Below are 24,770 nucleotides of genomic sequence, written 5' to 3' on the forward strand. Positions count from 1 at the left end.
GGCCCAAACGTGAAGTGGCTTCGGTCAGTCCGTGGTCTCGACGACCAGGACCTCGGTCTTCGCGCGACGGCGCACCGCGCTCGGAACGGATCCGAGCAGGCGGCCGGCGATCGACTTGAGCCCGACGCTGCCGACCACCAGCAGGTCGGCGTTCACGTCGGCGACCAGGTCGACGAGCACGTCGATCGGCGCACCGACGATGGCCCGTTCGTCGACGTCCTTGACCCCCGCCTCCCGCGCTCGATTGCTGGCCTCGCGCAGCATCGCGTAGGTCGGTGCACCGCCATGCGTCCGGTAGCCCTCGCCGGTCGGCTGATCGGGTTCGCCGGAATGATGTTCCTGCTCAGGTAGATACGCGGTGGCGACGATGAGTTTCGCGCCGGACTCGGCGGCGATGGCCGCGGCTTTGTCCACTGCACGCAGTGACGATTCCGAGCCGTCGGTGCCGACGACGACGATCTTGTAGTCGCTCATGATTCCTCCTGTTGTCCGCCGGTCAGCCGATGGTCGCGTAGGTGTGCCTCGGCCGGTTCCCACCGTCGCGTTTGGCGGCGTACATCGCCGCGTCCGCCACGGCGATGAGGTGCTCGATGTGCCGCGTCGAGGCGTCCGCGTCGGTGATCTCAGCGGTGGTGGAACCGATGCTGGCCGTGATCCGCTGCGGCAGTGCGGCGATGGCGGCGCACAGGTCCGCGGCCAGCGTCGAGACGTCGCTGCGGCTGGAGATGTCGGCGATCAGGAATTCTTCGCCACCGGCCCGGCAGATGGCGGCGCCGGGCGGAGCATGCGAGCGCAGCAGGTCCGAGACGGCGATCAGGACGGTGTCGCCCGCCGCATGGCCGTCGGTGTCGTTGATGCGCTTGAAGTCGTCGAGGTCGATCATCAGCAACGACAGATGGTCGCCGGTGGCCTGCGTCGTGGCGAGCTGGCGGTCGAGGGTGTCTATGAACCCACGCCTGTTAAGCAGCCCGGTCAGGGGGTCCTCGTCGGAACGGGCCGCGTACCGGACGAGCGCCCGCGACATCGCCCACACGCCGATCGACACCGAGACGTTGAGGAACCAGATCAGCCAGAACGCTCCCATCGCGGTGACGAGGCCGTCGTCCCGGCCGAGGCGCACTGCTGCGGTGACGGCGATCGCGAGTGCCAGCACGAAGTTGACGAGCAACAGCCTCGTGGTGTGGAAGAAAGCGATGTAGCCCGCGATGACGGCCATCCCCGCCCCGCCGAGGGCGGTCAGGGTGGGGTTCGGTTGCGTCAGGCTCCAGGCGGCTGTCGACAGGGCGCCCACCACACAGACGAGTTCGGACTGCCTGCGGGTCGGCCAGCGCGTCAACCACAACGCCGTGACCCCAGCGGTGAACACGGCCGTGACGGCGCCCCAGACGAGCGACTCGTTGATCGTTCGCTGGCTGCTGGCGAGCACACTGAGCGGCACCAGTGCCGAGGACGTGGTGACCACGCCCATGATGAGCTGAGCCGATCGTAGGAGTCGGCGCTGCCGAAGGAAACTGGTGATCCAGTCGAACGGGTCGGGTTGGGTCCACCACGTCCTCAGTCGTGACACTCGTACCCTCCGGCGACGTTGCTCAGCCCGGTGCAGCTCATCGTTTGGAACGACTGTAGCTGCATAAGCGCGCGGTAGGCGGAAGGTCGCAGAAATTGCTGGCGACCTCGAGACGCGGTTACGGCAGGACGGTGCGCATCAACATCACGTTGTACGCCGACCACAGCGACAGGGTGAAGTACAACTCCTTGCCGACCGACCATGGATGCAGATAGGGGGCGTAGATGCCGCCGGGGATGTCGGCGGACCGGACGAGCAGCTGTTCGGGTCCCCAGGGGCCCTGCGGCGCCGGCGCCGTCCGCGCCACGATGTCGTCGGCGCCGTTGCCGTACAGCACCAGGTACTGCTTGAGGTAGGTGTTGTACTGCGCCGACATCTCCGAGACCGGGCCGGGGATGACCGGCGTGGCGGCCGCCGGGTTGCCCGGGACCCAGGCGTTCTGCCCGGCGTTGAAGTACTCGTACTTGGTGAGGTCGAGCACCTGGTTCTGGCCGACCCGGGAGATGTATGCCGCACCGCCGCGGCCGGCCGGGGTGCCGAAGGAGTAGAGGTACGGGTCACCGGGCCCGGGCTTGAGGAATGCGCCCTGCTGGAAGTTCTCATTGCCCGGCGCGAATCGGGCGCCGGGCACGCCGTCCGCTCGCGCTGCTCTCACCGTCGCGGGGTGCACCGTCCAGTTCTCACCGTTGTCCGAGGACGCCGCGATCGCCGAGAAGTTCGTGGTCCAGCGGCCGTCGCTGTCCCAGCTCCGGATCGACATGAGGTTCATCACCTGGGTGTTGCCGATCGCGACCCCGGCGGTGGGGATGATGCCGCGCTCGGTGGCCGCCCACTTCGGGCTGTTGACGACCTGCTTGGCCATGCCCGACGGCCAGATCGGTGCGCCCGAATACCGGTTGGACAGGCCGGCGTTGGGCACGGCGACCGTCTTCGACAAAGCGCCGTCCTGGCTGCGGAACAGGGTGTTGTACCGCCACTGCTGACCGCGGACACCGCAGTACCCGTAGGTGTCGCCGAACGCCATCAACACCTGGCGGTTCGAGGAATCACCGTTGTCCCACATGATGCCGAGGTCGGTGCCGGTGATGGCGAACCTGTTGATCGTCTGGTTCGGGCTGTCCGGTCCGGTCACCCACCCCACGAGTGACGTCCCTGGCGGCGCCGGCGGTGGTGCCTGGGGAGCAGCTGCCTGGGCCGGTGTGTCTGTCTGAGCCGACGGCGAATTGGCAGCGCCTGGTGCGGGTGCGGGCGCAGGCACCGCTCTCGCCTGCTGATCGAGCCGGGCGGGCTGGGGCGACAGCGCGCCGAGCATCGCTTCCGAAAGTTGACCCGTCCTGGGCAGCGGGGCGTTCTCGTTCGTGCCTGCGGGCCGGTGTCCACGGGGTGGTATCTCGCTGCCGGGCAGGGTGGGCGCAGCACCGCCGCTCGGGGTCGGAGGGGGTTTGGCTGCCGCCGCAGCGCCGGTGCAGGGTTCGGCGGACGCCACCGGTGCGATGCCCGTCGCCAGCGTCATCCCGACGACGACCGCCGAGGCCATGGAAGCGGTTGACACCGTGGACAATCGACGACGCAGCGACATGTCACACCTCTCGGAGGGGCGGGACGCCGCGGTGACGTCAGCAGTAGACAGCTGTGACGATAGTGACTGGAGTGACTACTGCTGTCATCCATGCGTCAATGGATGCGTTTCCGTGACCGTGTCGCGACCTGACCCGAAAGCTCAGCACCGGCCGACGTCGTCGCGTACCTTCGGCCCCGCCGCACTGCACGCAAGGAGGACGACGTGCGTTTCGTACTCGTACACGGGGGATTTCACGCCGCGTGGTGCTGGACCCGCACGATCGACGAACTCCGGGCCCTCGGCCATGACGCGGTGGCCGTGGATCTGCCCGGCCACGGCTCGCGGGTCGACGAGGAGTCCACCCTGGCGAATCGCCGCGAGGCGGTCGCGACGGTCATCGAGAGCGGCGACGTCGTGGTCGGCCACTCCGGCGGAGGATTCGACGCCACGTTGGGTGTCGACTCGGCGCCTCACATGGTCAGCCACGTCATCTATCTCGCTGCGGCCCTGCCGCGCGAGGGCCGCAGTTACACCGAGGCCATGACGATGACCAACGCCGAGGACGGCGATCTCGACGGCGACGTCGGAGAGATGTTGAGCTATCTGCACTTCGACGAGGACGGCGCGATGACGTTCGCGGACTTCGAGGGTGCCTGGAAGTACTTCTACCACGACTGCGACGAGCCGACGGCGCGCTGGGCCTTCGACCGGCTGGGCCCCGAGCGGTTCGGTGAGACGACGGTCGCCCCGGTGTCGGTGCCCGGCTTCTGGGCGGCGAATCTGCCCCGCAGTTTCATTCGCTGCGAACAGGATCGGGCGATGCCGCGGTGGCTGGCCGACAGCGTCGTGCACCGCCTCGGCGTCGAACCGCTGACCATCGACGCGTCGCACTCACCGTACCTCAGCAGGCCCGGCGACCTGGCGCAACTCCTGGTGGCGGCCACCGACACGCGACCCGTCGGACCGCTGATCCCGAACTGAGCCGGCTCACCGACCGGTGGCCGCGGCGCCTGCGCGCAGCGGTGCCAGCAGCGCATCGAGCCCGTACTCGAACACCGCGTCGTAGTCGGTCGGCGACTGCAGCGCCTCGACCAGCGCCCGGTCCGGCCAGTCGTCGGTCCACAGCGACGGGTCCTCCTCGTCGTGCTTGGCCCCGCGCACCGCGGAGAACTGCATGACCGCCGAGGAGATGACGTGCACCTGTATGGCACGCAGCACCAGGGCGGCCTCATCGCCGGTCACGCCCAGTTCGGCCAACTGCGCCGCGAGCGTCTGCTGCACCGGCAGGAACAGTGCGGGCGTGCGGTCGCGCTCGTGGGCGATGCTCAGCAGGTGCTGGCGCTCGATGAGCACCCTGCGTTGGGAACGGGCAAGGGAGGCAATGCGATCGACCGGACCCCCGCCCTCGGTGGGCAGGTTCGCCATCTGGCCGAGCAGTCCCTCCACCAAGCTGTCGAACACCTTGTCCCGGCCGCCGACGTGCCAGTAGATCGAGGTCACCGCGACCCCAAGCGCCTCGGCGAGGCTGCGCATCGTGAACGCCCCGACGCCGTGCAATTCGATGAGGTGCGCGGCGGCGTCGAGGATCGTGTCGGCGTTGACCGATTCCCGTTTTCCGTCCGCCACGATTCGCCTCTCCGGTCTCTGTAACGGTGTTACATTCGCCACGGTAACGGTTGGCAGCCTCGTGAGGGAGTGATTCGTGTTCGACCTCGAGATCACCGGTGGAACCGTCGTGGACGGCACGGGCGCCGACCGCTATCTGGCCGATGTGGCCGTCCGCGACGGCAGGATCGTCGAGGTCCGCCGCCGTGGGCCCAATGACCCGACGCTGGCGGGCGAGGCGGCCGAGACCATCGACGCCACGGGAACCGTCGTCGCCCCCGGGTTCGTCGACATCCACACCCACTACGACGGCCAGGTCAGCTGGGACAGCCTGCTGGAGCCCTCGAGCAATCACGGCGTGACCACGGTGGTCACCGGCAACTGCGGCGTCGGGTTCGCACCGGTGCGACCCGGCCAGGAGCAGTGGCTCATCGAACTGATGGAGGGCGTCGAGGACATTCCGGGCACCGCCCTCACCGAGGGCATCACCTGGGGCTGGGAGAGCTACGCCGAGTACCTCGACGTCATCGGCAGGCGTGAACTGGCCGTCGATGTGGGCAGCCAGGTCGCGCACGGCACCGTGCGTGCCTACGCGATGGGCGAGCGCGGCGCCCGCAACGAGGCCGCCACTCCTGAGGACATCGAGGCGATGAGCCGGTTGGTGCGCGAGGCGGCCGAGGCGGGTGCGCTCGGCTTCTCGTCGTCGCGGACGCTGGCGCACCGCGCGATGGACGGTGAACCGGTGCCCGGCACGTTCGCGGCCGAAGACGAACTCTTCGCGCTCGGCCGGGCGATGGCCGCAGGCGGCGGGGCGGTGTTCGAACTGGCGCCGCAGGGAGCTGCGGGCGAGGACATCGTCGCACCCAAGAAGGAACTCGAGTGGATGCGGCGCCTTGGCGGCGAGATCGACTGCGCACTGAGCTTCGCGCTCATCCAGGTCGACGCCGACCCCAACCTGTGGCGCGAGCAACTCGACATCTCGGCGGCCGCGCACGAGGCGGGCAGCAGGCTGCACCCCCAGGTCGCCGCCCGGCCGTTCGGCATGCTGCTCGGCTTCCCCGGCCACCACGCCTTCACCCACCGGCCGACCTACCGGCGGCTCAAGTCTCAGTGCACACGCGACGAGCTGGCGGCCCGGCTGGCCGAACCCGCTGTGCGGGCGACGATCCTTGCCGAAGAGGACCTGCCGATCAACCCGGACGTGTTGTTCGACGGCATGTTCGCCCTGGCGCAGTACTCGGCGGACCGGCTGTACGCCATCGGCGAGCCACCCGACTACGAGCCCACCGCCGACCGGACGGTCGCCGCGATCGCCCGCGAGCGCGGTGAGGACGTCCTGACGACGATGTACGACCTCATGCTCGACGGTGACGCCGCCACGATGCTGATGCTGCCGATGTTCAACTACTCCGACGGCAACCACGACGCGATCCGCGAGATGATGACGCACCCGGCAGGGGTCCTGGGACTGTCCGACGGCGGTGCGCACTGCAGCATGATCTGCGATGCGTCGTATCCGACCTTCCTGCTGACCCACTGGGCGCGTGATCGGCACCGCGGGGACAAGCTGCCGCTGGAGTACGTCGTGCGCAAGCAGTCACACGACACCGCAGCGCTTTTCGGGCTCACCGACCGCGGCGTCATCGAGGTGGGCAAGAAAGCCGACCTGAACGTGATCGACATGGACGCGCTCACGTTGCACGCGCCGCGGATGGCCTACGACCTGCCCGCCGGTGGGCACCGGCTCGTGCAGGGCGCGTCCGGTTACCGCGCCACCGTCGTCAGTGGCGTGGTGACCCGCCGGGACGGTGTCGACACCGGCGCCCGCCCGGGCCGGCTGGTACGCGGAGCTCGCTGAGAACCACTGGAGAAACAGGAGGAATAAATGGCAGGACGTCTGGCCGGCAAGGTAGCGGTGGTCAGTGGGGGAGCCCGCGGGATGGGTGCCTCCCACGTGCGGGCGCTGGTGGCCGAGGGCGCCAAGGTGGTGTTCGGCGACATCCTCGACGACGAAGGCGAACTGGTCGCCCGCGATGTCGGCGACGACGCCCGCTACGTCCACCTCGACGTCACCCGGCCCGAGGACTGGGACGCCGTCGTGGCCGCCGCGCTCGAGCGCTTCGGCTCGGTCGACATCCTGGTCAACAACGCGGGCATCCTGAACATCGGACTCATCGAGGACTATCCGCTGTCGGAATGGCAGCGGATCATCGACGTGAACCTGACCGGCGTGTTCCTCGGGATCCGCGCCGTCACCCCGGCGATGAAGCGTGCGGGCCGGGGCTCGATCATCAACATCTCGTCCATCGAGGGGATGGCGGGCACCAGCGCATGCCACGGGTACACCGCCACGAAGTTCGCGGTCCGTGGGCTGACCAAGTCGTGCGCACTGGAACTGGGGCCCAGCGGGATCCGGGTGAACTCGATCCATCCCGGGCTGATCAAGACGCCGATGACCGACTGGGTGCCCGACGACATCTTCCAGACGGCACTGGGGCGCGCCGCGGAGCCCGTGGAGGTGTCCAACCTCGTCGTCTATCTCGCCAGCGACGAGTCGAGTTACTCGACCGGCTCGGAATTCGTCGTCGACGGGGGATGCATTGCGGGCCTGGGCCACAAGGACTTCTCGACGGTGGAGACCGAGCCGCAGCCCGAGTGGATCAGGTGAGGCACGTCGCGCGCTAATGCTCTCCCAGCCCCATCAGGTCGGTGACGCCGTGGTCACGCCCCGCCGTGTAGCCGCCGTCCACGGCGATCGCCTGTCCGCTCACGAAACTCGCATCGGGCGACAGCAGAAACGCTGCCACCGAGGCGATCTCGCCGGGCTGTCCGAAACGGCGCAGCTTGTGCTCATGGCGAAGCCCGTCGCGGGCCTGCTCCATGCCGGGCATCCCCACCACCGAGTCGAACAGCGGCGTCTCGATGAACCCGGGGCAGATGGCGTTGGCCCGGATCCCGCTGGGCCCGTAGTCGATCGCGACGTTCTTGGTGAGCAGCACGACTCCACCCTTGGCGGCGTTGTACGAGCTGCCACCCGCGGTGCCCTCGAGCCCCTCGACGCTGGACAGGTGCACGAGTGCACCGCGTTCGCCGCCGACCCGGTCCTGCTCGATCATCTGCAGCAGCGCGGCGCGGGTGACGACGAACGTGCCCTTGAGGTTGACGTCGACCACCCGGTCCCACTCCTCGTCGGACAGCAGATGGACCGGGCCGCCTCCGGCCACGCCCGCCGCGTGCACTACGCCGTCGAGGCGGCCGGCCGCGCCCACCACCGCGCTCACCGCCGCACCGATCGCATCGCCGTCACGCACATCGGCTTGCCGGTAGGCGTACCGGTCGTTCGCGACATCGGTCCGCTCGGCGACGTCGACACCGACGACGGTGGCGCCCTCGGCGAGCAGTCGTTCGACGGTCGCCCTCCCGATGCCCGATGCTGCGCCGGTGACGAGGACACCCTTGGACTCGAATCTGTTCACACCGGCCAACATAGCGGCGAGCGCACGCTTGTTCGCGCAGTTTCCCGACGGACGCGTACGACAACCGTGCGCTCGCGATCGCTGACGAGGTAGAGGAGTTCCGATGACGACCACACCTGTGCGGGTCAGCCCCGTGGATCTGGCCAGGGGCATGAGAGACCTCGTCGCCGGGGAAGCCGCCGCCTCCGAGCGGGGACGCACGCTGTCGCCACCCGTCGTCGAGGCGATGTGGGACAGCGGGTTGATGACGGCGTTCAATCCGGCGGCCGCGGGCGGCGCCGAGCCGTCGATCGCCGAGATGATCGAGACCTGGATCGAGATGGCCTGGCAGGACGGATCGTTCGGCTGGATCGGGATCGCCAACCTGCCGTCGTCATTCGCCGCCGCGGCCTATCTGCCCGACGAGGGCTTCGCCGAGGTCTTCACGGCGAACGCCAACCGCGTCACGATGGGCGGGCAGTTCGCGCCCAACGGCCAGGGCATCGTCACCGAAGGTGGTTTCCGGCTGACCGGATCGTGGAACTTCGGTTCCGGCACCGGGCATTCCGCCTACATCGCCGCGGGCTTCATCCCGATGGAGGACGGCGAGATGCGGTGGATCCGCGAGGGCGAGCCCGAACTCATGGTGGCCGTCGTGCCCCGCGACGAGGTGACGTTCACCGACGGGTGGCACGTGCAGGGCCTCAAGGGCACCGGCTCCTACGACTACAACGTGACCGACCTGTTCGTGCCGTCGTCGCGGACATTCCGGCTGTTCACCCGGGAACCGTTGCGGGGCGGTTACGCCGCAGGCCGGATGGGGATGATGCCGGTGACGGCGGCCGGCCATGCGGCGTGGGCGCTCGGTGTCGCGAAGAGCACGCTGGACGACGTCGAGTCGCTGGCCGCCACCAAGTTCCGGATGTCGGACATGGCGTCGCTGGCCAGCCGCCCCACCTTCCAGAAGGACCTTGCCCACCACGTCGCGGCGTGGCGGGCCGCCCGTCTCCTCGTACTCGACACCTTCGGCGCGGCGGAGGCCGCCGTCGACGCGGGCGGGGAGTTGACACCGACCCATCGCGCGGACATGCGGGTGGCGGCGGTGTACGCCACCGGAGTGGCCAGGGCCGCCGCGGAGTGGGCGCACCTCGCCGCGGGCACCACGTCGATCCGGGAGGGCAGCCGGCTGGAACGCGGGTTCCGCGACATCTACACCGGCACGCAGCACGCCTTCATCAGCGAGAAGGTGGCGATCGACGCGGCCCAGGTGTGGCTCGGCGTCATCGAGGACCACTTCTCGTTGTGACGGCTGACGAAATCGCCTGACGCTCCTCGCGTTCCGCATCACGTCCGGCCGGCGTCTGCAAGGGTGTCTGCATGGACAGCGTGCGCAGTCTCATCCGCCGGTCGCTGGCGCCTGCGGTGGGCGCCGTCCTGATCGTGGCCGCCGCCGGGTGTGCCGATAGCGATACCCCTGCCGCCGAGTCGCAGAGCCTAGAGACCACGGCTGCGGCACCGCGTCCTGATGCGATCACGCCGTTGGTGGGATCGGTACCCTTCGCGCCCGTTCCCTTCGCCGGGTCGGATGGCAGGACGCACATGGTCTACGAGCTGGCCGTCACGAACTTCACCGGCGCGCCGCTGACGGTGGACGAGCTGAAGGTGCTCGACGACAGCACGAGCGCGGTGCTGGGCGAACTCGACGCCGCGGCACTGCGGGACCGGATGCAACCGGCGGGCAGCCGCGAGGGCGCCGAGCAGCTCGAACCCGGTCAGGCCGCGACCATCTTCATCCACCTGATCCTCGATGGCGCCGCCGACCACAGCACCCTCGTGCACGAGGTGGCGGTCACCGGCGCCGCGATACCGACCGAGCGGAACCGGCTCACCGAGCGGATCGCGACGACGAAGGTCGACGAGCGGACGCTGCCGGTGGTGTCCGCGCCGTTGCGCGGCGAGCGCTACATCGCCGCCGACGCCTGCTGCGACGCGGTTCGGCACACCCGTGCAGTCCTGCCCGTCAACGGGCGGCCGTTCCTCGCGCAGCGTTACGCGATCGACTTCGAACAGGCCGACGCGCAGAACCGGATCTTCACGGGGAACCCACGCGATGCCGCCGGATATGAGATCTACGGCGAAGAGGTGCTGGCTGTCGCGGACGGCACAGTGGTCGGCGCGCGCAGCGACCTTCCGGAACAGACGCCCGGCGTGTATCCCGCCGGCATCCCGATCGACGAGGCCGACGGCAACTTCGTGGTGCTCGACATCGGCGAGGGCTTCTTCGTGAACTACGCGCACATGCAACCGGGCAGCGTCCGGCCGAAGGTCGGGGACAGGGTTACCCGCGGCGACGTCATCGGGCTCGTCGGGAACACCGGCAACTCGGTCGCGCCGCACCTGCATCTGCACGTCATGGACGGGCCGTCGCCGCTCGCGGCGCAGGGCCTGCCCTATCTCTACGACCGGTTCACCATGACCGGGCAGGTGGCCAGCACAGCCGACTTCGACGCCTCCGAAGGTGAGGGCGTTCCCCTGGTCACCGCGCCGGGCGTGGACCGCGGCGAGCACACCGACCAGCTGATCCTCGACCAGAACATCGTTGACTTCGGTTCCTGAGAATCCTCGCGGCCGTCTACCTGTGGAAATGCTGGAAACTCTCAGATTGACAGCGATCAGTTTGACGGGCTAGATATATGACACGCGTGACGGTCTGTGTCACGTGAAGGCGGGCCGGGTGTGGCCTGGTCGAGGGGGCGGGGATGCAGCGACGATCCAAGATCGCCCACGTGATCCGGGTCCTTGCGGTGCCGATCCTGCTGGGCTGGATCGCGCTCACCGTCGTCACCAACGTCTTCGTGCCGTCGCTGGAGAAGGTGGGTGAGGCCCACACCGTCTCGATGAACGCCCACGACGCGCCGGCATTCATCGCCATGCAGCGGGTCGGGGCGAACTTCGAGGAGTTCGACTCCGACAGCAACGCGATGGTGATCCTCGAGGGCGAGCAGCCTCTCGGCGCCGACGCGCATCACTACTACGACGAACTGGTCGAGAAGTTCCGGTCCGACCCTGCGCACATCGAACACGTCGCGGACTTCTGGAGCGATCCGCTGACCGCCTCGGGCGCGCAGAGCGCCGACGGCAAATCCGCGTACGTCCAGCTCTACCTGCGCGGCAACATGGGCGAGACACTGTCCAACGAGTCGGTCACCGCGGTGCGCGACATCATCGCCGAGACACCCGCTCCGCCTGGTGTGAAGGCCTACGCCACAGGTGGGGCGGCGCTCAACGCCGACCAGCGCGTCGCGGGCGACAAGGGTGCGATGAAGGCGACGGTGGTCACGCTCGTGGTCATCGCCGTGATGCTGCTCATCGTCTACCGGTCGATCGCCACCATGGTGCTCATCCTGTTCATGGTGTTCGTCGAACTCGGCGCCTCCCGCGGGATCGTCGCCTTCCTCGGCAACACCGGAGTCATCGGCCTGTCGACGTTCGCCACGAGCCTGCTGACGCTGATCGCCATCGCCGCGGGCACGGACTATGCGATCTTCCTGATCGGCCGCTATCAGGAGGCCCGGGGAGACGGCGAAGACCGGGAGACCGCGTACTACACGATGTTCCACGGCACCGCCCACGTGGTGCTCGGCTCGGGTCTCACCATCGCCGGTGCCCTGCTGTGCCTGAGGTTCACCCGACTGCCGTGGTTCCAGACGATGGCGGTGCCGTGCGCGGTCGGCATCATGGTGGCCGTCATCGCCGCGCTGACGCTGGGGCCCGCGGTGATCGTGGTGGGCAGCCGGTTCGGACTGTTCGAACCGAAACGCGCGATCAACTCCCGCGGCTGGCGCCGGGTGGGCGTCGTGGTGGTGCGCTGGCCGAAACCGGTTCTGGCCGCGACGATCGCCCTGTCGCTGATCGGGCTGCTGGCACTGGGCGGCTACAAGGTCGACTACGACGGACGCCATTTCCTGCCGGCCGACACGCCCGCCAACATCGGCTACGACGTCGCCGACCGGCATTTCGACGCCGCCCGGATGAATCCGGAACTGCTGATGGTCGAGACCGACCACGATCTGCGGAACTCCGCCGACTTCCTCGTCATCGACAAGATCGCCAAGGGCATCTTCCGCGTGCCGGGCGTTGCCCGGGTGCAGGCCATCACCCGCCCCGACGGGAAGCCGATCGAGCACTCGACGATCCCGTTCCTGCTCAGCATGCAGGGCACGAACCAGCAGATGAACGAGAAGTACATGCAGGACCGGATGTCCGACATGCTGGTGCAGGCCGACGAGATGCAGAGCACGATCGACACCATGGAGCGGATGTCGGCTCTGATGGGTCAGATGTCCGAGGTCACCCACTCGATGGTGGCCAAGACCAAGAACATGGCCGTCGATGTCGCCGAACTCCGCGATCACATCGCCGATTTCGACGACTTCTTCCGGCCGTTGCGCAATTACCTGTACTGGGAACCGCACTGCTACGACATTCCGCTGTGCTGGTCGATGCGGTCGATCTTCGACACCCTCGACGGCATAGACACGTTGACCGACGACATCCAGGAGCTGGTGCCCGAGCTGGAGCGGCTCGATTCGCTGATGCCTCAGCTCATCTCGCTGATGCCCCAGCAGATCGAGACCATGAAGTCGATGAAGACGATGATGCTGACCATGCATGCGTCGCAGAAGGGTCAGCAGGACCAGCAGTCGGCGATGCAGGACAAGTCGAACGCGATGGGCGATGCGTTCGACAAGTCGCGCAACGACGACTCGTTCTACCTGCCGCCAGAGGTTTTCGAGAACGCCGACTTCAAGAAGGGGATGGAGAACTTCATCTCGCCCGACGGAAAGTCGGTGCGCTTCACCATCGAGCACGAGGGCGATCCGGCCACGCCGGAGGGCATCGCGCACATCGACGCCATCAAGCTGGCGGCCAAGGAGGCCATCAAGGGCACCCCGCTGGAGGGTTCCCGGGTCTACCTCGGCGGCACCGCTGCCACCTATAAAGACATGCGCGACGGCTCGAACTACGACCTGCTCATCGCCGGATTGTCCGCTGTCGCACTGATCTTCATCATCATGCTGATCATCACTCGCAGCGTGGTCGCGTCGGCCGTCATCGTGGGCACGGTGCTGCTCTCGCTCGGCACCTCGTTCGGGCTGTCCGTCCTGGTGTGGCAGCACATCCTCGGTATCCACCTGCACTGGATCGTGCTGGTGATGTCGGTGATCCTGTTGTTGGCGGTGGGTTCTGACTACAACCTGTTACTCGTCTCCCGTTTCAAGGAAGAGTTGCACCACGGATTCAACGTCGCGATCATCCGGGCGATGGCAGGTTCCGGATCGGTGGTGACGTCGGCGGGGTTGGTCTTCGCCGCGACCATGGCGTCGTTCGTGTTCGGAGACCTGCTCAGCATCGCACAGGTCGGCAGCACCATCGCGCTCGGACTGCTGTTCGATACGCTGATCGTGCGGTCGTTCATGACACCGTCCATCGCCGCGCTGCTCGGCCGGTGGTTCTGGTGGCCCCAGCTGGTGCAGACGCCCGCGTCGAGGCGACGGCTCGAGGCGATGCGGCGCCAGACCTCCGGCGTCTGACAAGGGAGTCCGGCGGCCTAGTCGAGCGTGAACGCCGCGCGGAACGACTCGAGGGCGGCGACACTGTCGCCTGCGGCGTACGCCTCCATGCCGACGGGTCCGTGATACCCGCTGTCGCGCAACGCCTTCGCGACGGCACGGTAGTTGATCTCACCCGTCCCCGGTTCACAGCGACCGGGCACGTCGGCCACCTGGATCTCGCCGATGGCATCGCCGCACCGGCGCACCAGTTCGATGAGATTCCCCTCGCCGATCTGCGCATGGTAGAGGTCGAGCATCATCTTCACGTTCGGATGGCCGACGGCCTCGACCAGGGCCAGCGTGTCCTTCGCGCGTGCCAGCGGCACTCCCGGGTGGTCGACGATCGTGTTCAGGTTCTCCAGGCAGAAGGTCACACCGGCGGCGGCACCGAGTTCGCCGAGGTCCTCGAGGCCGCGCAGCGCAGACGTCCACATCGCGCCGTCGGCGCGGTACCGCGGACGGGCGGCCCGACCGTCGACGAGCTGGCCGGGGTGGACCACCAGGCGCGGGACACCCAGCACCGCTGCGGCTTTCACGGCGTGCTCGGCGGTGCGCACCACCGGCCTGGTCATCTGGCTCCTTACTAGAACGTTCTAGGCGGCACCAGTAAAGCGCTTCTCCCGCGCGCCGGTCAAGAGCAGAGCTAGAACGTTCTAGGCTGTCCGACATGCAGCGCAGAACGACACTGCAGGACGTCGCCGACCGTGCCGGGGTGTCACGGGCGCTCGTCTCGATCGTCATGCGCGACGTGCCGGGTGCGAGTGAGGCCACGCGGGCGCGAGTACGCAAGGCGGCCGAAGACATCGGCTACCGGCCCGATTCCCGCGCGCGACTGCTGCGTTCGCAGCGCACCAGGCTGCTCGGCGTCGTCTTCACCGTCGGCCAGGAGTTCCACGCCGGCCTCGTCGACGGTGTGTACCGGGCCGCCGAGCAGCACGGGTACGACGTGGTGCTCAGCTGTGTGACGCCGCACCGCGACGAGACGCGGGCCGTGCAGACGCTGCTCGACGACCGCTGTGAGGGTCTGCTGCTCATCGGCACCGGGATGACCGCGTCGGCGCTCACCGCACTCGACACCCCCGTGGTGTCGATCGCTCGCCGGGTGCGCGGCGTCGCCTCGGTCCGCAGCGACGACGCCGGGGGAGCCCAGATCGCCGTGGACCATCTCGCCGATCTCGGGCACACGGGCTCCGTCCACGTCGACGGCGGCCGGGCGCCGGGAGCTGCCGAGCGGCGAAGGGGATTCGGCAGGGCCGCGCGGCGTCGGAACATGTCGGCGACCGTGCTGCCGGGTGGGCTGACCGAGCGCGAGGGCGCGGCAGCCGCTTCGGCGCTCCTGGCCTCGGGAACGCTGCCCACAGCGGTCTTCGCGTTCAACGACCGCTGCGCGCTGGGGGTGCTCGACGTGCTCATCCGGGCGGGCGTCGCGGTGCCCGCGGACGTCTCCGTCGTCGGATTCGACGACAGCCCGCTGGCCGGTCTCGCGCACGTCGATCTGACCACGGTCGGTCAGGACACGGCCCGGCTCGCGGACCTCGCGGTGACTCGACTGGTCGGGCGACTGGACGCCGAGCAACCGGATGTCACCGACGACGTGTGTCCGCCACGGCTGGTCGTCCGCGGCACGACGGCGCCGCCACGCTGAACTCGCCGGCCGGATTCTTGCGGCTGCAACCGCCGGTCGCGGCGTAGCGCGAAAAAGCGTGATCTTGGTCGATCCCCGGCCGATAATGGGACGGTTCGAGGGGATGCGCATGACCGCTTCAGAAGTGACCGGACCGGCGGACGCGACATCGATGCAGCGCTGCGACGTCTGCATCGTCGGCGCGGGGGTCGCCGGGCTCAACGCCGCGTTCGCGGCCAGCCGGCACATGTCCCACGACCAGCGGATCATCCTCGTCGACCGGCGCGAACGGGCCGGCGGCATGTGGGTCGACACCTATCCCTACGTCCGATTGCACCAGCCGCACGGGTTGTTCACCGCAGGTGACATCTCATGGACACTCGGCCGCGAGCGTTCGTATCTGGCGACCAAGGACGAGGTGCTCGATCACCTCCAGCACTGCCTCGAAGAGATTCGCCGATCGGTCCGCGTCGACACCTTCTTCGGCCACACCCTGGAGGCGGTCGACGAAGGTTCCGAACGGTGCCGCGTGACGTGCCGATCGGCGACCGGTGAACTCCTCACCATCGACGCCGACACCGTGATCAAGGCCTATGGGTTCCGCATCACGCCGAACGATCCGCTCTTGTTGTCGAGCAGCCAGGTGCAGTCGGTGTCGCCGGACTCCTGCGACGTACGGACGGGGGACATCGCGGCCGACGACCGGCCGGTGTGGATCATCGGTGGCGGCAAGACGGCGATGGACACCGCCCACGCGCTGATCACCGGCTGTCCCGGGCGTGAGGTCAACATGGTGGCCGGAGCGGGGACCCTGTTCTCGCGCCGCGACCGGGCATTCCCCGGCGGACTGCGCCGGTGGTATTCGGGGATGGTGACCAGTTCGTTCGGCGCCGAGGCGGCGCGCAGGTTCGACGGCACCAACGAGGCGGCCGTGCGGGAGTGGCAATGCGAAGTGGTCGGTACCGCGGTCACCCCACGGACCGCCAATTTCCTGCTGGGTGTGCTGTCGGACGATGAGGTCCGCACGATCAAGCGCGGCCTGCATTCGGTGGTGATGGACTATCTGGTCGACGCGGTCGACCGGGACGGCGCCGTGGATCTGCAATTCCGCAGCGGCGACGCGATGACGATCCCGTCCGGAAGCTGGATCGTGAACTGCACGGGCTACGTCGGCAAGGACGACGTTCCCTACGAGCCGTACCTCTCTCCGGGCGGGAAGGTGCTGTCGATCCAGACGCGTTCGGCAACAATGCATCTGAGCACATTCATGGGTTACTTCATGACCCACATGCTGATGCTCGGAAAACTCCGGGACACGCTGCTCTACGAATTCGACCTCCAGGAGATGTTCCGTGCGTCGCGGGGCGCATTCCCCTACGCGCTGCTCACCGTCGCGCAGTACAACCTCAGCCTGATGTACGACGCGCTGCCGACGAAGGTGTTCACCCAGTGCGGGCTCGACTTCGACCGGTGGTATCCGCTTCCGCGCCGCACGTTCGCGATGGCCAAGTTCGTCATGACGCACCGCCGGGCGCGCGAGCATCAGCGGCGGACCCTCGACACCATCCGCGAACGCTTCGACGTCCGATGCGGACCGCTGCGACATGGCGAGCCGGCCGAAGTCGACGGCCAGGCGATCATGTGATGCAGATCACAACATCTGGCGCCCATCCGGTGACGAAGAACCGATGTGTACACCGAAGCGAGACCGCCACGTCTCCGCGGCCGGCCCCGGGCCTCGGAGAACACCGACACCCGCGCGGGCATTCTGCGTTCGGCACGCGAGGTCTTCCGCGAGCTGGGCTACGAGGGCACCACGAACATGAAGATCGCGACGCACGCGGGCCTCACCCGCCCGGCGATCAACTACCACTTCACCAGCAAGCGGGAACTGTTCCGCACCGTCGTGGAAGCCAACCTCGCGATACTCGCCCAGGCCATCGGCGCGGCAGCCGACCAGGTGACCCTGCGCGACCGGCTGCGGGCGCTCATGCTCGCCGCCGACACCGACCCCGAGGTGCGCGCCGCCACAGGGTTTCTCACCGTCGCCGAACTGGACTGCCAGCGGCATCCCGAACTGCGGGCGGACGGCTGGGACGTCGCCTCGGCGCTGCGTGATTTCCTGCACACGTCAGTGGCCGCCGCGCGGGAGACCGGCGAACTGCACGCCGGCGTCGACCTCCCGTCGGTGGTCGACGCGCTGCACGCGGTGCTGAGCGGCATGGCATTCCGCGGCGGTGCCGTCGCCGACGGTCGCCGCCGCGCGCAGACCGATGCCCTGATGGCGCTGGTCAGCGGCGATCTCTTCACCGGCCCCAGTGGAGATCGCCGCGACGAGCCCGTACGGCTCGGCTGAGTCTCTATCGTGGTGCGATGACCGTCGTCCTCGCCCTGCGCTGCGCCGACGGGCTGGTGCTCGCTTCCGACTCCCAGATCACCGATCCCGGCCGCGGACTGTCCTACCCGGCACAGAAGCTCCACCCGCTCGGTTCGCATGCCGCCTGGGGCGGCAGCGGCTCGCGAGCGGTGCTGCACGACATCCAGCGGCTGTTCGACGCCGAACCCGACGCGGTCGTCGAGGCGCAGGACGTCGGTCGGGCCGTGCAGGAACGGGTGCTGCCGATCTTCAAGCATCACTATGCCAACTTCATCTCCGACGTCCCCGAGGCCAAACCCGGCGCGACCCCGGCCACCTATGTCCTGGCGGCGGGGTATGCCGGTGAGGTGCCGTTCATCGTCGACGTCGACCCGCACGGGCTCGTCGGCCACTACGAGGACATCGGATTCCAGGCGGTCGGCAGCGGCGCACCGATGGCCCAGCAGGCATACGCGCTACTGGCCAACTTCCGGATGACCGAACGGGGCGTCGACTACGGGGTGGTGGCCGCGTTGCGCGTACTCGACGCGCTCGACCTGTCCTCTCCCAGCGTGGGCGGCCCGATGGACCTGTGCCGTATCACCCCCGACGGCGCCCACCATCTCGACGCGGACGAGGTCGTCGAGGTACGCCGTCATGTCGGCCGGTGGCAGGAGTTGGAGCGCAACGCGCTCGACGACCTGTTCGGATGACGGTCAAGTCTCCTCGTCGCTGCTACGGCGGTTTCCGATGAACGCGAGGAGCTTCGGGTCATCGGACCGGAACCGCTCGACCTCTTCACCACCGTCGCACCGCAACAACGCGATCGTCACCGCGTCCGGGGCTCGGGAGTCGACCCGCCACACCGCGCCGGACTCCTGCCACCGCTGAAGTTCTGCGACGCGGTCACGGTCGTCGGATGTGCGGGCCATCTCTCCACGATGACACGCTGTCATAGTGTGCTGTCGTGGGAGCAGCGCAAGCGGTCGCGGCGGCCGCGGTCTTCGTGTGGCTCGGCATGGTCCTGGCGATCTCGTTCCTCGAGGCGCCGCTGAAGTTCCGCGCGCCCGGCGTCACACTGCAGGTCGGGCTCGGCATCGGCCGGCTGGTGTTCCGGGCGCTCAACGTCTGCGAACTCGCGCTCGCCGCGGTCGTCACGGCGTCGTTCGCGTTCGACCGCCCGCCGATCGTCCCGGCCTTCGCGGTCGCGCTGGCGGTGGTGGCCCTGCTGGCACAGGTGCTGGTGATCCGGCCTGCGCTGACCCGGCGCTCCGACGCCGTGCTGGCGGGCCGGGACGGACCTCGTTCGCGGGCGCACTGGTTCTACGTCGGCCTGGAGATCGGCAAGGTCGCGGCGCTGCTCACCGCGGGCGTGACACTGCTGGCGTGAATCCGCCGGACAGGTTAGGTAGGTAATCTACCCTCATCTGCTGCGGTAGGCTCGTCGCTCGATGACCGACACCGATGAGGCGATCAAGCCCGTCCTGCCCCGCGAGCTGACGTCGATCGCCGACGAGGTCCGCGCGGTGCCCGCGCCACCGATGCCGACGCTCGCCGAGCCGTATTCCATCCGCCCCGTGGACGCCGACCGGGACGCCGAGCTGATCTCGGAGTGGATGAACCGGCCGCATCTGGTCGAGGCCTGGGAGTACCCGTGGCCGCCCGAGCGGTGGCGGCGCTACCTGCAGGCGCAGCTGGACGGTGAATACTCCCGACCGCTGATCGGCAGCTTCCGTGGCACCGAACTCGCCTACGTCGAGGTGTACCGCGCGGCCAAGGACTCCATCGCGCCGCGGTACGCCGCCGATCCCTACGACCTCGGACTGCATGCGGCGATCGCCGACCTGCGCTTCGTCAACCGCGGTTTCGCCCCGATCCTGCTGCCGCGCCTGGTCGCCAGCATCTTCGAGATCGAGCCCCGATGCCGGCGCATCATGTTCGACCCGGACCACCGCAACTCCGGCGCCCGGCGGCTGTGCGAATTCGCCGGCTGCGCCTTCCTCGGTGAGCACCAGATGTCGAACCGCCGGATGGCGCTCTACGCCCTGCCCCGCACGCCCGAAGACGCGCCGGGTCAGTAGTCCCAGTCGGGCGAGTTGATCAGCTCGGCGTAGCCGTCGTAGTCGGGCTTCATCGCGGCGGCGACGAGCTCCCACAGCACCTCGTCGGTGCCGCCGCCGACCCGGGCCAGCTTCATGTCCCGCCACCACCGCCCCAGCGGCGTCTCGTCGACGAGATAGCCTGCGCCGCCGAAGATGTGCATGCACTCGGAGAACACCTCTTCACCGAGGCGGGCGGCGCTCACCTTGATCGCGGCGGCAGCGCGCAGGTCGAGTCGTCCTTCCGCGGCGATCCCGGCGAGCGAGTAGCGCAGCATGTCGACGCGGGCCTGCAGGTCGGCGATCCGCATCCGCAGTGCCTGGTGCTGGTAGAGCGTCTGCCCGAACTGGCGCCGTTTCATCATGCGGGCCAGCGTGATCCCGATGATGCGCTGGCATCCGGCGGCGACCTGGCCGGCGATCGACAACCGCTCGTGCGCCAGTCCCCAGGAGATGGCCGCCAGTCCGGTGCCTGCCCTGGCCACCAGCGCATCGGCGGGCACCCAGGTGTCGATGTGGACGGCGGCGGTGTCCAGCGGGCCGGCACCGACCTTCCGGTAGGGCGCCTGAACTTCGACCTGGCTGGTGGGTACGGCGATCACCACGACATTGCCGTGCCTGCTGGTCGAATCCTGATCCATGCTGCGCGCCACCACCATGATGTGGTCGGCGATGGGGGACAGCGACACGAACTTCTTGACGCCGCGGACCTCGAAACCATCGCGGGCGGAACGCACTTCGGTCTGCACGATCTGCAGGTCGGAACCGCCGGACTCTTCTGACGCGCCGATGCAGAGCACCGCTTCGCCGCGGATGGCCTGCTCGCAGATGGCACGCAGGTAGTCCGAACGGCCGAACCGGCGCAGCAGAGCGATGGCCGAGTCGTGCAGGCTGACCCCCACGCCGATACCGGCCGAGCCGAGCCCACCGAGTGCGGTCGCCAGTGCGACCAGCTTGGCGACGTCGGGTTGCGCTGCGTCGCCCCATTTCTCGGCGAACACTCCGGAACGGCCGAGGTGCTCGATGAGCTGACGCGGGAAGCGCTCGGTCTCCTCCGCCTCGGCCGTCCACGCCGTGACCTGGTCGTCGAAGACGCGGTCGAGCAGCGTGCGGTAGTCCTCGACGGTCGTCAGGGACAGGGTCATGGTGTCACCGCTTCCAGATTCCGTTTGACTTCCAGGCGGCGCAGCTTGCCCGACGAGGTCCTCGGTAGCGAGCCCGGCGCCATGAACACGACGTCGGACGGCACGACGCCGCACTCGGTGGCCACCCGCTGCACCAGGGCGCTGCGGGCATCCGCTTCGTCGGTTCCCTTGTACTCCGCCGCGATGACCAGACCGGGCCGGACGGACTTCTCGTCGGTGCCCACTGCCACGACGGCACCTTCGCGTACGCCGTCGACCTGGGCGGCCACCCGCTCGATCTCGGTGGGGAAGATGTTTCGCCCGGCGACGGTGATGAGCTCCTTGGCGCGACCGCAGACCACGAGGCCACCGTCGACGAAGTAGCCGAGATCACCGGTGGGGAACCAGCTGTCGGCCGCCAGGGGCGTTTCACCCAGGTAGCCGTTCATCATCGACGAACCGCGGACCTCGATCTCGCCGACCTCACGGCCCTCGATGCCGTCGCCGCGCTGCTCGCGCGGGGTGATCCGGATCTGCACGCCCGGGATGGCATCACCCAGCACGGCCTGTTTGCGCACGACCGTGTTGTCCTCGGTCCGGACGTGGATCTCGTCGACGAGCAGCCCAGTCCCGGGCACCGGAACCGAGACCGCACAGTTGGATTCGGCCAGGCCGTACGAGGGGCACAGCGCCGCGCTGTCGAAGCCGAAGCGGGCCATCTCTTCGGCGAACCGCCGCGTGCCGTCGCAGTCGACGGGTTCACCGCCGTTGAGCGCGAACCGCAGTGTCCCCAGGTCGACGCCGTCGATCAGCCGGGCGTACTTGCCCACGAGGTTGAAGGCCATGTTGGGCGCCGCGGTCATCGGCGAACGGCTCTCGCTGAGCCACTGCACCCAGCTGAACGGCGACGCCGAGAACGAGGTGGTCGGCGCCTGCCAGAGATCGCCGCCGCCGAGGGCCATCGTGAACAGGAACGTCAGTCCCATGTCGTGGTAGAGCGGCAGCCACGAGCAGCCGACGTCGGCACGGGTGACGCCGACCCGGGTGACCAGGCCGCGCAGGTTCGCCAGCACCGCCTGCGGCGACAGTTGTGCCGTCCGCGGCGAACCGGTCGATCCGGCCGTGCCCTGCAGCACCGCCACCTCACCGCGGTCGCCCGGTGCGACGAACGTGACGGAACGACGGGGGTGGCCGACGGTGGCAACGTCGTGGACGGTGACCGTACTGTCCACCGCGCGCAGCAGTTCCAGCTGTTCGCCATGGCTGAACACCGTGCTCACGCCGATGGCGGTGAACCGTCGCAGCGTGGCCTGCGCCCACTGCGCGGTGTCGGCGCCGCGGACCGGGCCCGGCAGAAGGGACACGGCGGCGCCGGAGATCACCCCGCCGAAGACGGCGGCGATGAGCTCGACGGTGGGGTCACCGACGAGGCCGACGGCCGCGGCGTCGTCGTCGACGATGCGGGTCGCGATGTTCTCCGCACGGGCATGGACCTCGGCCCACGGATGCGGGCTCCAGGTCTGGCTGGGATGGTCGAAGACGACCAGTCGGTGCCCGGCGGAGGTCAGGACTTCGGAGAGGGCCGCCGCCAGAGGGTTCACTGGTTGCTCTGTGCCGCCGGGACTTTCGCCAGGATCGCGGCTTCCAGGTCACCCACGGTGTCGCAGCTCAGCAGGTCCTCTTCGGTCAGCGCGACCCCGAGCTTGTCCTCGATCGCCACCATCCCGACCGCGAACGCCACGGAGTCGAGACCGACGTCGTCGATGAGGCGTGAATCGCGGGTGACACGACGGATATCGACGTTCATGTCGTCACGCAGGATCTCGGTCAGAGCGGCGCTCACCGCGTCAGGGCTAGTCGACTGCATGACGTGGGACGGTACACGGCCTACTATACTTAGGCTAGGCTTACATCTCGGGTGCGGAGGCCGGTGGGATGCTGCCGCGGTGTCTGCCGCCGTCGATCGAGACGACCGCGGAAATCGCCGCACAGGTCACCACGCCATGTCCTTCGGTGACCTCGTCGACGAGGTCGAAGCAGGCCGCGATCCGGTCCGGTGTGTCGATGTACTCCGTCGTCACCGGCACATGGCGACCGATCTGAAACATCCTGTCCCCACCGGGCTCTGCGTCGCCGGCGAACCCCCACACGCCACGAAGGACGGTCACCCCGGCCGTCGTCGGCGACTCCCGCAGACGGCGCACGAGAGTCCGGTGCACGGGAAGGCCCCGGTGCAGATCCGCCTCGCAGGTGTGCACCGTCACCTTCAGCCAGTGCGCCGGTCCGCGGTCGTCGGTCGGCGGGACAGGCGCCGGACGGTTCACCGGCGCACCGCACCCCTTGCACAGCTGGATCGGTGCGACCGTCATCGGGGCGGACGGCAGCAGCGGCCGGAGCAGCCGAATCGCCTCTTCGGCGGCCGGTGCGCTTCCGACGGCGACCGTCATCACCGGAACGGCGGAGTTTCGGCCGAAGAAGGCGGCGCGGTGACGCTGCCCCGCGGTGATGCCGTCGACACCGAGAAATGCTGCCGCCGAATAGAATCCGAGTCGGTGCAGTGTGTTGCACACCGCGACGTGGGCGGGCCGCCCGTGCAGGCGGTCCGCACGCCCGGTGAGAACTCTCAGCTCCACATGTTCCGCCGTCACGGTGTCATCGGCGTGCCCCACCCGCTCCACGGCGAGGGTGCCCCGCGACAGCGCCTCGGTCGCCTGTGCGGCGAACGCGGCGATGCGTTCGGCGGTGTCAACGGCCACGAGCGCGATGGGCAGATCCTCGGACTGGCTCAGGGTCAGATCGGTCCGGATGTCGTGGCGCGGACCGAATCCAGCGGCTCCGCGCAGGATGACCACGGCTTCTGCGTCGCCGGTCTCGAGCAGGGCGTCGGCGACGAACCGGCCGTGGTGGCGGGCGCGTTCACCGAAGTAGGCGGTCAGCCTGTGCAGCTCGGTCACAGCCGCCCCCCGAGCCAGTGTCCGGACCACACCGCGGCGAGGCCCAGCACCAGACTGAGGACGATGTTGGCGACCGCGGGCCACCCTCGCCGTTCCTCGCCGAGTCGCTGCGTCTCGAGCATCCACGTGGAGAACGTGGTGTACGAGCCGACGAACGCGGTGCCCGCGAGCAGGGCGTGATGGGGGGCCAGTGCCAGCCCGCCGAGAAGGCCCAGCAGGAAGGCGCCGGTCAGGTTGACCGCCAGGGTGCCGTACGGGAACGGGCGTCCGACCCGGGCCGAGACCGTGCGGTCCAGCGTGAAGCGCAGCACCGCGCCCATGCCGCCCAGCAGCATCACGCCCGCCCACAGCGCGACGGTCGTCACCGCAGCCGCGCCCGGCGGACCAGCGCTGTGGCGACGTACACCGCCACCAGCCCAGCGGCGATGCTGACGGCCAGGTAGCCGGCGGCCAGGACGAAATGACCGTGTTCGAGCATCCGCAACGTCTCGAGCTGCATGGTCGAGAACGTCGTCAGGCCGCCGCACAGGCCGGTGCCCAGCAGTGGGCGACGGTAGGCCGAGACCGGAAGGCGTTCGAGGAGCCGGGTGGTGAAGTAGCCGAGCAGGAACGCGCCGACGATGTTGACGGTGAACGTCGGCCACGGCCACCGGCCCGGATCGGCGGGCGCGAGGGTCTCCAGCCCCGCGCGGGCCAGCGTGCCCAGCGCGCCGCCGACGAACACGGCGACCAGTTCGCGACGGTCGAATCCGGGCACGATGCAAAGTATCGCGGCTGTTCACCCGGCCGCCCGTCAACGCCGCGCGCACC

General features: G+C 68.7%; 24 protein-coding genes and 1 pseudogene. 12 read left to right on the forward strand and 13 right to left on the reverse strand.

From position 1 onward, the window contains the following. Positions 1-24: 24 nt before the first annotated feature. From O6P37_RS20700 to O6P37_RS20710, 3 genes are all read right to left on the reverse strand, one after another. The gene (locus tag O6P37_RS20700) at positions 25-474 is read right to left on the reverse strand and encodes a universal stress protein (RefSeq protein WP_269895839.1); all 450 of its coding nucleotides are present in this window, start codon (positions 472-474) and stop codon (positions 25-27) included. A gap of 22 nt (positions 475-496) precedes the next feature. Then, complete coding sequence (locus O6P37_RS20705; RefSeq protein ID WP_269895840.1) at positions 497-1,468, reverse strand: GGDEF domain-containing protein; 972 nt, start codon at positions 1,466-1,468, stop codon at positions 497-499. Between the two features lie 217 nt (positions 1,469-1,685). Then, entirely contained in the window at positions 1,686-3,146 is a 1,461-nt protein-coding gene (locus O6P37_RS20710) for a DUF4185 domain-containing protein (protein ID WP_269895841.1), read from the reverse strand. 204 nt (positions 3,147-3,350) lie between these two features. Between O6P37_RS20710 and O6P37_RS20715 the strand changes: the two genes are divergently transcribed. Then, complete coding sequence (locus O6P37_RS20715; protein WP_269895842.1) at positions 3,351-4,109, forward strand: alpha/beta fold hydrolase; 759 nt, start codon at positions 3,351-3,353, stop codon at positions 4,107-4,109. Between the two features lie 6 nt (positions 4,110-4,115). Here O6P37_RS20715 and O6P37_RS20720 read toward each other — a convergent pair whose 3' ends face one another. After that, positions 4,116-4,754, reverse strand: coding sequence for a TetR/AcrR family transcriptional regulator (locus O6P37_RS20720; RefSeq protein ID WP_269895843.1), 639 nt, complete (start codon positions 4,752-4,754; stop codon positions 4,116-4,118). Between the two features lie 76 nt (positions 4,755-4,830). Between O6P37_RS20720 and O6P37_RS20725 the strand changes: the two genes are divergently transcribed. Both O6P37_RS20725 and O6P37_RS20730 read left to right on the forward strand, forming a co-directional pair. Next, positions 4,831-6,591, forward strand: coding sequence for an N-acyl-D-amino-acid deacylase family protein (locus O6P37_RS20725; RefSeq protein WP_269895844.1), 1,761 nt, complete (start codon positions 4,831-4,833; stop codon positions 6,589-6,591). Between the two features lie 27 nt (positions 6,592-6,618). Continuing rightward, a complete protein-coding gene (locus tag O6P37_RS20730) occupies positions 6,619-7,401 on the forward strand; it encodes an SDR family oxidoreductase (protein WP_269895845.1) in 783 nt (260 codons plus the stop codon). Positions 7,402-7,414: 13 nt separating this feature from the next. Here O6P37_RS20730 and O6P37_RS20735 read toward each other — a convergent pair whose 3' ends face one another. Next, entirely contained in the window at positions 7,415-8,221 is an 807-nt protein-coding gene (locus O6P37_RS20735) for an SDR family NAD(P)-dependent oxidoreductase (protein WP_269895846.1), read from the reverse strand. Positions 8,222-8,312: 91 nt separating this feature from the next. Between O6P37_RS20735 and O6P37_RS20740 the strand changes: the two genes are divergently transcribed. The 3 genes from O6P37_RS20740 to O6P37_RS20750 all read left to right on the forward strand — a co-directional run bounded on the left by O6P37_RS20740 (position 8,313) and on the right by O6P37_RS20750 (position 13,782). Further along, a complete protein-coding gene (locus O6P37_RS20740; RefSeq protein ID WP_269895847.1) occupies positions 8,313-9,494 on the forward strand; it encodes an acyl-CoA dehydrogenase family protein in 1,182 nt (393 codons plus the stop codon). Positions 9,495-9,565: 71 nt separating this feature from the next. Continuing rightward, on the forward strand, positions 9,566-10,804 hold the full coding sequence (locus O6P37_RS20745) for a M23 family metallopeptidase (protein WP_269895848.1): 1,239 nt from the start codon (positions 9,566-9,568) through the stop codon (positions 10,802-10,804). 143 nt (positions 10,805-10,947) lie between these two features. Next, positions 10,948-13,782, forward strand: a complete 2,835-nt coding sequence (locus O6P37_RS20750; protein WP_269895849.1) for an MMPL/RND family transporter — start codon at positions 10,948-10,950, stop codon at positions 13,780-13,782. Positions 13,783-13,799: 17 nt separating this feature from the next. On the opposite strand, the pseudogene O6P37_RS20755 reads toward O6P37_RS20750, so the two are convergent. Then, positions 13,800-14,363: pseudogene (locus O6P37_RS20755) on the reverse strand (TIM barrel protein); the annotation flags it as partial. Between the two features lie 107 nt (positions 14,364-14,470). Here O6P37_RS20755 and O6P37_RS20760 point away from each other — a divergent pair. From O6P37_RS20760 to O6P37_RS20775, 4 genes are all read left to right on the forward strand, one after another. Next, positions 14,471-15,448, forward strand: coding sequence for a LacI family DNA-binding transcriptional regulator (locus O6P37_RS20760; RefSeq protein WP_269895850.1), 978 nt, complete (start codon positions 14,471-14,473; stop codon positions 15,446-15,448). 109 nt (positions 15,449-15,557) lie between these two features. Next, entirely contained in the window at positions 15,558-17,072 is a 1,515-nt protein-coding gene (locus O6P37_RS20765; RefSeq protein ID WP_332909805.1) for an FAD-dependent oxidoreductase, read from the forward strand. A 45-nt stretch (positions 17,073-17,117) separates the two neighbouring features. Further along, complete coding sequence (locus O6P37_RS20770) at positions 17,118-17,783, forward strand: TetR family transcriptional regulator (RefSeq protein ID WP_269895852.1); 666 nt, start codon at positions 17,118-17,120, stop codon at positions 17,781-17,783. 17 nt (positions 17,784-17,800) lie between these two features. Next, entirely contained in the window at positions 17,801-18,496 is a 696-nt protein-coding gene (locus tag O6P37_RS20775) for an Ntn hydrolase family protein (RefSeq protein WP_269895853.1), read from the forward strand. Between the two features lie 3 nt (positions 18,497-18,499). On the opposite strand, the gene O6P37_RS20780 is transcribed toward O6P37_RS20775, so the two are convergent. Beyond that, a complete protein-coding gene (locus tag O6P37_RS20780) occupies positions 18,500-18,715 on the reverse strand; it encodes a hypothetical protein (protein ID WP_269895854.1) in 216 nt (71 codons plus the stop codon). Between the two features lie 86 nt (positions 18,716-18,801). Between O6P37_RS20780 and O6P37_RS20785 the strand changes: the two genes are divergently transcribed. After that, entirely contained in the window at positions 18,802-19,173 is a 372-nt protein-coding gene (locus O6P37_RS20785) for a hypothetical protein (protein WP_408633218.1), read from the forward strand. A gap of 61 nt (positions 19,174-19,234) precedes the next feature. Beyond that, positions 19,235-19,864, forward strand: coding sequence for a GNAT family N-acetyltransferase (locus O6P37_RS20790; protein ID WP_269895856.1), 630 nt, complete (start codon positions 19,235-19,237; stop codon positions 19,862-19,864). Here the strand turns inward: O6P37_RS20790 and mbtN are convergent. Genes mbtN through crcB (O6P37_RS20820) form a run of 6 tightly spaced genes read right to left on the reverse strand, consistent with a single transcriptional unit; the run spans position 19,858 to position 24,717 of the window. Further along, entirely contained in the window at positions 19,858-21,027 is a 1,170-nt protein-coding gene (gene mbtN / locus O6P37_RS20795) for a mycobactin biosynthesis acyl-ACP dehydrogenase MbtN (protein WP_269895857.1), read from the reverse strand. The genes O6P37_RS20790 and mbtN overlap by 7 nt on opposite strands. After that, complete coding sequence (gene mbtM, locus O6P37_RS20800; protein ID WP_269895884.1) at positions 21,024-22,598, reverse strand: long-chain-fatty acid--ACP ligase MbtM; 1,575 nt, start codon at positions 22,596-22,598, stop codon at positions 21,024-21,026. Before mbtM ends, mbtN begins: the two co-directional genes overlap by 4 nt. Positions 22,599-22,603: 5 nt before the next feature. Continuing rightward, positions 22,604-22,873 (reverse strand): acyl carrier protein, encoded by a 270-nt coding sequence (locus O6P37_RS20805; RefSeq protein ID WP_269895858.1) that lies wholly within the window; start codon positions 22,871-22,873, stop codon positions 22,604-22,606. Between the two features lie 40 nt (positions 22,874-22,913). Beyond that, the gene (locus O6P37_RS20810; protein ID WP_269895859.1) at positions 22,914-23,960 is read right to left on the reverse strand and encodes a DUF190 domain-containing protein; all 1,047 of its coding nucleotides are present in this window, start codon (positions 23,958-23,960) and stop codon (positions 22,914-22,916) included. Further along, positions 23,957-24,325 (reverse strand): fluoride efflux transporter CrcB, encoded by a 369-nt coding sequence (gene crcB / locus O6P37_RS20815; RefSeq protein ID WP_269895860.1) that lies wholly within the window; start codon positions 24,323-24,325, stop codon positions 23,957-23,959. Before crcB (O6P37_RS20815) ends, O6P37_RS20810 begins: the two co-directional genes overlap by 4 nt. Next, positions 24,322-24,717: a fluoride efflux transporter CrcB gene (crcB, locus tag O6P37_RS20820; protein WP_264012132.1), complete on the reverse strand. Its 396-nt coding sequence runs from the start codon at positions 24,715-24,717 to the stop codon at positions 24,322-24,324. The genes crcB (O6P37_RS20815) and crcB (O6P37_RS20820) overlap by 4 nt, the downstream gene beginning before the upstream one ends. Positions 24,718-24,770: the final 53 nt, after the last annotated feature.

Source organism: Mycobacterium hippophais (assembly GCF_027529605.1).
Taxonomy (GTDB): domain Bacteria; phylum Actinomycetota; class Actinomycetes; order Mycobacteriales; family Mycobacteriaceae; genus Mycobacterium; species Mycobacterium arseniciresistens.